This window comes from Acidimicrobiia bacterium (assembly GCA_035471805.1).
Taxonomy (GTDB): Bacteria; Actinomycetota; Acidimicrobiia; order Spongiisociales; family JAHEDJ01; genus JAHEDJ01.
On record DATIPS010000066.1, the window covers coordinates 1 to 8079 of the forward strand.

Genomic DNA, 8079 nt, shown 5'->3' on the forward strand with positions numbered 1-8079 from the left:
CTCTCGGGGGATGGTCTCGGAAACGGTCAGGAAGTTCGGGAACGGCACCATGCCGAACGTATCCAGTTCGGTAATCGGTCCCGCCGGGATGATCGTGTTGTTGCGAATCCCTCCGCCGTTCTGGAACGCCACGTCCGCTTCATTCACCCCGTAAGCGACCGCTAGCTGACGCGCAGACCACAGCAGGCTGTCGGCAATCAAGTTGCCCTCGTTGGACTCCTTCGACCGCACAGAACTGCGCAGACCGTCCAGGTCCACCTCGCTCTGGGCAATGACATTGTCATCAAGCGCCGCGGTGTAGGCCTCAACCGGATCGACGACGTACATCTGCATCATCGGGTCGGGCTCAACCGCATCGTCACAGGGAAGCTGCTCATTGCAGTCTCCGCCGGCCACCCTCACCGGGCCGCCGTCGAAGCCGAGGACATTGCCCCACTTGTCGAACTCAACGACCATCTGGCCGACGTACCGATACTCTCCGGACGTTGTGACGACGGGGACCTCGTAGCCATCACAGTCCGCAATCTGGGGATAGGCACCATAGACCTCGGACTCGTCTCCGGGGATCAGGAGATCTCCCTCATTGGCGAGCAACTCGTCTCCCCCGCCGGCGATGATCACGTCGAGGCCGGGCACCTGACAGGCAAGTTCGAGTTCGTTCTCGATGTTCTGCAGGTGTGATGTCAGGATGATCTTGTCGATACCCATGGATTCGAGCGCATCGATCTGCCCCTGCACCACCCCGACCAGATCATCGTCGACGACGACGTCGCGCGGCGACGAGTTGAACGGCAGATTCGGCGTCTCGAGACCGATCACACCGATCATCTCTCCGCGTTGCTTGACCACGGTCGCCGGGACGATCACTCCGGCATCAACGTATGCCTGCAGCACCGGTTCGGCGCTGAAGTCGAGGTTGGCGCTGACATACGGCGGCGGGTTCGTGTACCCGGCCAGGAAGTCGGCCAGCACATCCGGCCCGAAGTCGAAGTCGTGGTTGCCGAGGTTGACGGCGTCGTAGCCGATCAACTCCATGGCGATCGTGTCGTAGAACGGTATACCGTTGGCCAGGCTGGCCGTGAACTCCGGCCCGGCCAGGAAGTTGTCGCCCGACGAGATCATCACCACGCCGCGCTTGCTTCCCGGCTCAGCGGGAACGCTGTGAATCACCGACGACTTCAGATCGTCGACCAGTGTCTTGAATCGTGCGGCCCCGCCGAAGTCCTCCAGGCCGGAACCGGCGTTGACCACCTGGGACTCACCATCATTGTTGTGGAGGATGGTCAGCGTAAAGTCGACCTTCGGCGCCTCCGTCTTCCCTCCGGCCGCAGCCGCCGGAATAAGCGCCACGACCATCGCCAGCGTCGTGAGCACGATCATGCTCACGCGCGTTTTTCTCCTGTTCACTCCGTCCTCCTTCTCGAGCTTCCCGACCCGGCCGAAACGCATCCGCGAACGATGCGGAGAAGACATGCAAAGCCCGCCCCTTGCGGAAACTTCTGCGACACCTTCGCACCGTCACACCGGACCGGCACCTTTTCAAACCTAGCCAACGCTGAGAGTGGTTGACGACGTAATCAAACCCACATTTCGCGCACACGGTCGGGTTAGTCACCTCTGCCCGGGGCCCTCTAGGCTTCCGGACATGACGTTCTCCTCCGAGGTCCTCACGATCGAATACGACGGTCACGTCGCCACGCTCTGGCTGGACCGGCCCGACAAGCGCAACGCCATGAACCTGCCTTTCTGGGAGGACATCCCCAAGGCGATGGATGAACTCTCGAACGACCCGAACGTGAGAGCAGTCGTCATCGCCGCCCGAGGCCAAGCGTTCACCGTTGGAATCGACCTCACTCTCCTGGCTCAGGTAGCCGGCCAGAGACAGGGCTCGGATGCATCGCAGAAACTCGCCCGCTACGAAGAAGTCAAGAGGTTCCAGTGGACGATGACCTCTATCGCAGAGTGCCCCAAGCCTGTCATCGCCGCTGTTCACGGGTATTGCCTCGGTGCCGGCATCGATCTCATCACCGCCTGCGATATCCGTCTCGCCACCGACGACGCCACCTTTTCGATCCGGGAAACCAGGATGGCGATGGTGGCCGATGTCGGAACGGTCCAACGACTCCCGCGCCTCATCGCCGCCGGACACGTCGCCGAACTCCTCTTCACGGGAAAGGACATAGGGGCCGACCGGGCGAAGGAGATCGGGCTGGTCAACGAGCTGTATCCCGACCACCAGTCAGTCGTGGAGGCAGCACACGACATGGCGGCCGAGATAGCTGCCAACTCCCCGCTGGCCGTCCAGGGCGCCAAGAGAGTCCTGGCCGCCGAAGCCGACATGACGCTCGAGGAAGCCCTCGACCACATCGCTCTCTACAACGCGGCGTTCATCGAATCCCACGACATCGTCGAGGCAACCACCGCATTCTTCGAGAAGCGTCCCCCCAACTTCACCGGAGAATGACATGTGCCGCCTCTCTCATCGGCCCGGCACTCCGGCTCCCACCCACGGCACCACACGATGCCGTGCGCAAAGTTGCCGGATGAGCGGATCAACCGGGACCAGCGGACGGGCTCGCCTCGAGATGAAGGTGTATCGATGATCGTTCCAGTCATCCTGTCCGGAGGGTCGGGAACCCGCCTGTGGCCGGTGTCACGCCTCCGGCATCCGAAGCAGCTCGCTTCGCTGGTCGGCAATGAGACCCTGATCCAGGCAACGGCCGGGCGATTCGCCGGGCTGGACGATGCCGGCGACCCGATCGTCGTCTGCAATGAGCATCATGTCGGGACGATCAAGCAACAACTCGCCGAGATCGGAGTGACGCCTCGATTCATCGTCGAGCCGGTCGGGCGCAACACGGCTCCGGCCGCCGGTGCAGCAGCAGTTGCGGCGGGCAGCGACGCTCTCCTTCTCGTCCTGCCGTCCGACCACATCATCACCCACGTCGACGCGCTCCACCGGGCGATCGAGACGGCGACCCCGTTCGCCGCGGAAGGCCGAATCGTCACCTTCGGCATCGTTCCGGATCGCCCAGAGACCGGCTACGGCTACATCCGCAAAGGAGTTGGGGACGGCGATGCCTTCATTGTCGATCGGTTCGTCGAGAAGCCGGATGCCGAGACCGCCGAGTCGTACATCGCAACCGGCGACTACCTGTGGAACAGCGGTATGTTCCTCTTCCGGTCCGACGTATATCTGTCGGCTCTCGGCGAGCACGCTCCGGAGATGGCCGCCGGGCTGGCTGCGGTGATAGAAGCGTCTGAGCTTCTCGACGACGTGCTCAGCCTCGACGCGGATACATTCGCGCTTTGCCCCGCCGACTCCATCGACTACGCCGTGATGGAACACATCGACAACGGCGTTGTCGTTCCGCTCGACGCCGGATGGAGCGACGTTGGCTCCTGGGACGCTCTCTGGGAACTCAGCGATAAGGACGACCAGGGCAACACGACCGAAGGTGACGTGCTACTCGAAGGAGTGAACGACTCGATCGTGGTAGCCCGGGACCGTCTGGTCGCGGTCGTCGGACTCGATCACGTCGTGGTGGTGGAAACCGGCGACGCGGTGCTGGTCGCTGCGAGAGACCGCGCCCAGGACGTGAAGAAGGTCGTCGACAGACTGCGCGAGGCGGGACGGCCGGAGCTATGACGCGCTGCCGCCCCGCGGACCGAATCAGTCAGTCGCGTACCAACTAGCTGACGAGAAACAGCTCAACCTTCGACTGCGCCGCTTCCATAACCTCGACAGTCAGCGACTGCAGGGCGCGCGCAATGGCGAGTTCCTCTCCAATGACGGGCATGGGCGGATCCATCGGATTCCGACGGGCCTTTCCGACCGACTCGAAGTGATCGCCGCGAAGGTTGAGGACGGCATAAGCGATGGTGTCGCTGTCGTCCTCGCTCAGATGGATGTCGAGCTGGACATCTTTCTCGAGCATGGCAACCCCTTTCCGGGCTCTGGTCCCGGCGGCGGGAACCACCGGGGCCCCTGTAGGACCAACGGTACACCTCGAGTATTCGCGACGACGCCCGGACCGGTCCAGAGGCGTTGTGCCTTTTCGAACCCACGATTCCGAGCACCGAAACGATCGACCTCTCGAGTGAGAAGGCGTTCCGGTGCAGGCCGACCGTATCTCGAGACGGCGCCGTGCTCACCCGGAAACGAGCCGTATCCGGACATCTTGCCTCCCTCCGGGTCCATGTCCGGATATGTCGCATACAATCGAGGACAATCACATCATGCAGTTCGCAGCAGTCCACACAACGGGCATCTACTGCCGGGCCGACTGCTCGGCAAGGCCCCTGAAGAAAAACGTTGAGCCGTTCCCGAACGCGGTCGCGGCGGAGGCCGCCGGTTTTCGACCGTGTCTCCGGTGCAGGCCGGATCGCATACCCGACGGGGCCGGCCTGGCCGGGCCTGCCGTCGTCGAGCAGGCGATCGTCCTCATCAGCGAAGGGTTCCTGGACAGGCGCACGGAAGACGACCTGGCCGGCCGGGTCGGATACTCGGCCAGGCAGCTGCGGCGGATCTTCCACCAATCGGTCGGTGCGAGTCCGGCCTTCGTGGCCCGTTCACGCCGCGCTCACTTCGCCAGACGATTACTCGACGAATCGGACCTGTCGATGGCGGCCGTCGGGCGGGCGGCCGGGTTCTCCAGTACCCGTCAGATGAACAGGGTCGTCAAGGACACGTTCCGGTTCACGCCGACCGACCTGCGGGCCCGCCGGGGGAAGAGGGACAAACTGAACACCGACGGCGGTCTGCGACTCCGGGTTCCCTACGCCGGGCCGCTCGATTGGGATTCGCTGCTCGGCTTCCTGGCACCGAGAGCGATACCCGGCATCGAGCAGGTACGCGACCGGACGTATCGCCGGCTCACCACGACCTGCGGCTATCCGGGTGTGATCGAGGTCGGTGATCACGGAGACGGCCGGCACCTGGAGGTGACCGCCCACTTGCCCACGTTCAACTCCATCGTCGATGACGTTGCCCGGGTGCGCCAGTTGTTCGGCCTCGACGGCCGCCTCGACACAGAGCCGCTGGCCGCCGGCGAGAAGATGGCCTCTCTCGTTCGCAAGCGGCCGGGCCTGCGAATCCCCGGATCGTGGAATCGTTTCGAGACCGCAGTGCGAATCCTGCTCGGACAACAGGTATCGGTCGCAGCAGCCACCACTCTGTCCGGACGAATCGTCGAACAGTACGGGGAGAGCTTCGACGTCGGCCCGCCGGCATTGTCCCGGCAGTTCCCTTCTGCAGCGGTGCTGGCCGAGGCTTCGATGGAGGGCATCGGGATTCCGCAAACCCGGGCCGGGATGCTCCGGGCTTTCGCTGCTGCGGTTGCCGGCGGTTCGGTCGACCTGTACGGAACCGAACCACTCGACGAGGCAACTGCACAACTCGAAACCTTGCCGGGCATAGGGCCGTGGACTTCGCAGCTGATCGCTTTGCGGGTGCTGCGACAGCCGGATGCGTTTCCGTCGTCAGACCTCGGCCTCCGGATCGCCGTGGGTCGACTCATCGGCGAGGACCGGCCGACGGCGGGAACCGTTGAGGCATATGCGGAACGCTGGCGTCCACATCGGGCACTGGCCGCCCAGTACTTGTGGACTTCCCTACGCGACGAGGAGTTGTGATGCTGTACGAAACCACCCTGACAACCCCCGTCGGTCCCCTGCGGATCATCGCTTCCGACGAGGGACTGCGAGCGGTGCTCTGGCCCGACGAAGCTCCTGATCGAGTTCGTCTGAGCGAGCCGACAGAGGAGAACTCCGGCCATCCGATCGTGGCAGCGGCGGCTGCTCAGTTGACCGAGTACTTCGCCGGGACGAGAACTGAGTTCGATCTCCCCCTCGACGTGACCGGCACCGCCTTCCAGATGGCCTGCTGGAGAGAGCTGAGTGAGATTCCGTACGGGTCGCGGATCAGCTACGGCGAGCAGGCGAGGAGAATCGACCGGCCGACGGCGGTGCGGGCCGTCGGCGCCGCCAACGGCCGCAACCCGATTTCGATCGTGGTGCCCTGTCATCGGGTGGTCGCTTCGGACGGTGCGCTGACCGGTTTTGCAGGAGGGTTGGGCACCAAGGAATGGCTCCTGGCCCACGAGGCGGCCGGCACAACCTGAGATCGCGAAAATCGACCAACCCAAACACTTGCGAACATACGTTCGATCGGCGTAAGGTCGGCCCCCGACCGAAGGGGGCAGTGTGTCTTCAAGTCCAGCGGTACCTCCGGACATATCGACCGAGGTTCCCGAGGAGCTGCGGCGCCGCCTGCGCACGCTGAAACAGCGTTACGGCCGGCAGCGATCCGAACCGGCCGGGTACCGGCTCGAACTGGCGGTCAACCGACGCCGGCACCAGCTTGCCGAGATCCGCAAACAGATCGCGGAGCTGGAACAGCGGGCGAAGGTGGTCGAGTCGGAGCTCAACGGCTTCGGGAAGGGCATGGCCGCCCTCGTCCTCGAGGAGATCGCCGAATACGAGCGGACCTTCCCGGAGGCGTGGTCGCCGACCGCTGTTCTCGGATTCCGGCTCTGGATCGTCGACGACGGGCGTCTGGTCGGTGCCCGCCAGGTGTGGGACTCCCCGGAATTTGCCGCGTCGTGCGCCGCCCATCCCGGGTCGGACGAAGTGCCGCACACAGACGAGCGCTGCGGCCGCCTCGGTTGCGGCGTGTATGCGACGAAGAGTCTCGACCCGCTGTTCCGCCTCCACCTTCGCGAGACGGACCGGAACTATGCGGTCGGGCTCATCGCCATGAGCGGCAAGGTCGTCGAACACGAGGACGGGTACCGGGCGGCCAGGGCCGAGGTGTTATCGCTGGTGTTGATCGGCAAGGACCGGGCTGTCTATTCGGCGAATCCGGCGACAATCGCAGCGATATTCGAGGATCCGGAGACGGCGCTCACTTCGAGTTCGAGCCGGGCGATCACACCGCCGGTACTGGCCCGCATAGAAGAGCACCTGATGGAACGAAAGGACCAGCCTTGGATATAGGAAAACGGAAACGAGTCATCTTCGTCGAACCGCTGGATTTGCCCGCCGAACCCGACCTTCCGGCGGAGGAACCGGCACCCGTGGACGAACCGGCACCCGCAAAGAAGAACTGAGCCGCCGGCTTTCGTTCTCGATTGGGTCGGGAACTCTGCGTGTCGCCTACCGCCGGATGGTGGCCGGGAGGCAGCCTCCCCGGTCGGCGGTCAAGGGGACCGGCTGAGCGACGGCTGGATTGGATGAGAGCTCCACCACCCCGGCCGGGTGCTCCGGGGCCCGACCGGCGACTTCTACGGGAAGAGTCCGGCCGCCGTGACGAATTAGAGAGGGGGCGAGGGGTTACCCGAGCACGACGGCCGGAAGCCGAAAGAGTCCGGCCGCCGTGACGAATGTGCGAGAGGGCATGTGGGGCAATCCGAGCACGACGGCCGAAAGCCGCTTGTCAACGTCCCTGTGAGGGACCTTTCTGGTTCTGAACCTGTTCCTGGACCTGCTCCTGGACCTGGACCTGGTTCTGGTTCTGGACCTGGCTCTCGGTCTGGTTCTGGACCTGGACCTGGTTCTGGACCTGGACCTGGTTCTGGACCTGGACCTGGTTCTGGTTCTGGACCTGGTTCTGGGCTCCAACGGCGTTGGGAGCAGCCAGATCAAGGCAGGTTCTGTCGCGCAACCGGTCGCGGTCGCCGTCGCCGTCGCAATCTGCTTCACACGACCCATCCCGGAGCCGCAGCTGATCCCTATCCCGAATGGGGGCTTGGTCGGCGGACGATTTCAGTTGGACATCCGCCGAGAGGGTGGCGTCTTGTCCGTCGCGAATCCGGTCCTGGTCGGGTCCGTCGCAATCCACTTTGCATGACCCGTCCTTCAGCTGATCCTGCGTTTGTAGCTTTACCTGATCCTGCGTCTGGTCCTGATCCATGTCCGCAGCCGCCACGAAGGTGGCGCCGGCGACCAGAAGGGCCAGCACCGAAACTATCAATAACAACTTCCGCATCACTACCTCCTTGTTCCTCAGATTCATCATCTGCCCGGCGCGTGAAGCGGAGGCGAGCCGTCTCATGAAGATTCCATGAAGCCGGGAAGGCC

General features: G+C 64.0%; 8 protein-coding genes. 5 read left to right on the forward strand and 3 right to left on the reverse strand.

Features of this window, described 5'->3' with window-relative positions; translation table 11 throughout:
* Positions 1 to 1407: bifunctional metallophosphatase/5'-nucleotidase (locus tag VLT15_13650; GenBank protein ID HSR46257.1), on the reverse strand; the 1407-nt coding region annotated here is incomplete at its 3' end.
* 238 nt (positions 1408 to 1645) lie between these two features.
* Here VLT15_13650 and VLT15_13655 point away from each other — a divergent pair.
* Together VLT15_13655 and VLT15_13660 are read left to right on the forward strand one after the other, a co-directional pair.
* Positions 1646 to 2464, forward strand: a complete 819-nt coding sequence (locus VLT15_13655) for a crotonase/enoyl-CoA hydratase family protein (protein HSR46258.1) — start codon at positions 1646 to 1648, stop codon at positions 2462 to 2464.
* Between the two features lie 135 nt (positions 2465 to 2599).
* Positions 2600 to 3649: a mannose-1-phosphate guanylyltransferase/mannose-6-phosphate isomerase gene (locus tag VLT15_13660; GenBank protein HSR46259.1), complete on the forward strand. Its 1050-nt coding sequence runs from the start codon at positions 2600 to 2602 to the stop codon at positions 3647 to 3649.
* 43 nt (positions 3650 to 3692) lie between these two features.
* Here the strand turns inward: VLT15_13660 and VLT15_13665 are convergent, their stop codons facing one another.
* A complete protein-coding gene (locus tag VLT15_13665; protein HSR46260.1) occupies positions 3693 to 3938 on the reverse strand; it encodes a dsRBD fold-containing protein in 246 nt (81 codons plus the stop codon).
* 301 nt (positions 3939 to 4239) lie between these two features.
* Between VLT15_13665 and VLT15_13670 the strand changes: the two genes are divergently transcribed.
* The 3 genes from VLT15_13670 (at position 4240) to VLT15_13680 (ending at position 6996) form a co-directional block, all read left to right on the forward strand.
* On the forward strand, positions 4240 to 5634 hold the full coding sequence (locus tag VLT15_13670) for an AlkA N-terminal domain-containing protein (protein HSR46261.1): 1395 nt from the start codon (positions 4240 to 4242) through the stop codon (positions 5632 to 5634).
* Positions 5634 to 6122: a methylated-DNA--[protein]-cysteine S-methyltransferase gene (locus tag VLT15_13675; protein ID HSR46262.1), complete on the forward strand. Its 489-nt coding sequence runs from the start codon at positions 5634 to 5636 to the stop codon at positions 6120 to 6122. Before VLT15_13670 ends, VLT15_13675 begins: the two co-directional genes overlap by 1 nt.
* An 82-nt stretch (positions 6123 to 6204) precedes the next feature.
* Entirely contained in the window at positions 6205 to 6996 is a 792-nt protein-coding gene (locus VLT15_13680; protein HSR46263.1) for a hypothetical protein, read from the forward strand.
* 439 nt (positions 6997 to 7435) lie between these two features.
* Here VLT15_13680 and VLT15_13685 read toward each other — a convergent pair.
* Positions 7436 to 8079: hypothetical protein (locus tag VLT15_13685; protein ID HSR46264.1), on the reverse strand; the 644-nt coding region annotated here is incomplete at its 5' end.

What these genes read in the sequence shown, in the direction of transcription:
- VLT15_13660 (HSR46259.1), top strand. Translation starts at nt 2,600, where the DNA reads ATGATCGTTCCAGTCATCCTGTCCGGAGGGTCGGGAACCCGCCTGTGG.
- VLT15_13675 (HSR46262.1), top strand. Translation starts at nt 5,634, where the DNA reads ATGCTGTACGAAACCACCCTGACAACCCCCGTCGGTCCCCTGCGGATC.
- VLT15_13655 (HSR46258.1), top strand. Translation starts at nt 1,646, where the DNA reads ATGACGTTCTCCTCCGAGGTCCTCACGATCGAATACGACGGTCACGTC.
- VLT15_13665 (HSR46260.1), bottom strand. Translation starts at nt 3,938, where the DNA reads ATGCTCGAGAAAGATGTCCAGCTCGACATCCATCTGAGCGAGGACGAC.
- VLT15_13670 (HSR46261.1), top strand. Translation starts at nt 4,240, where the DNA reads ATGCAGTTCGCAGCAGTCCACACAACGGGCATCTACTGCCGGGCCGAC.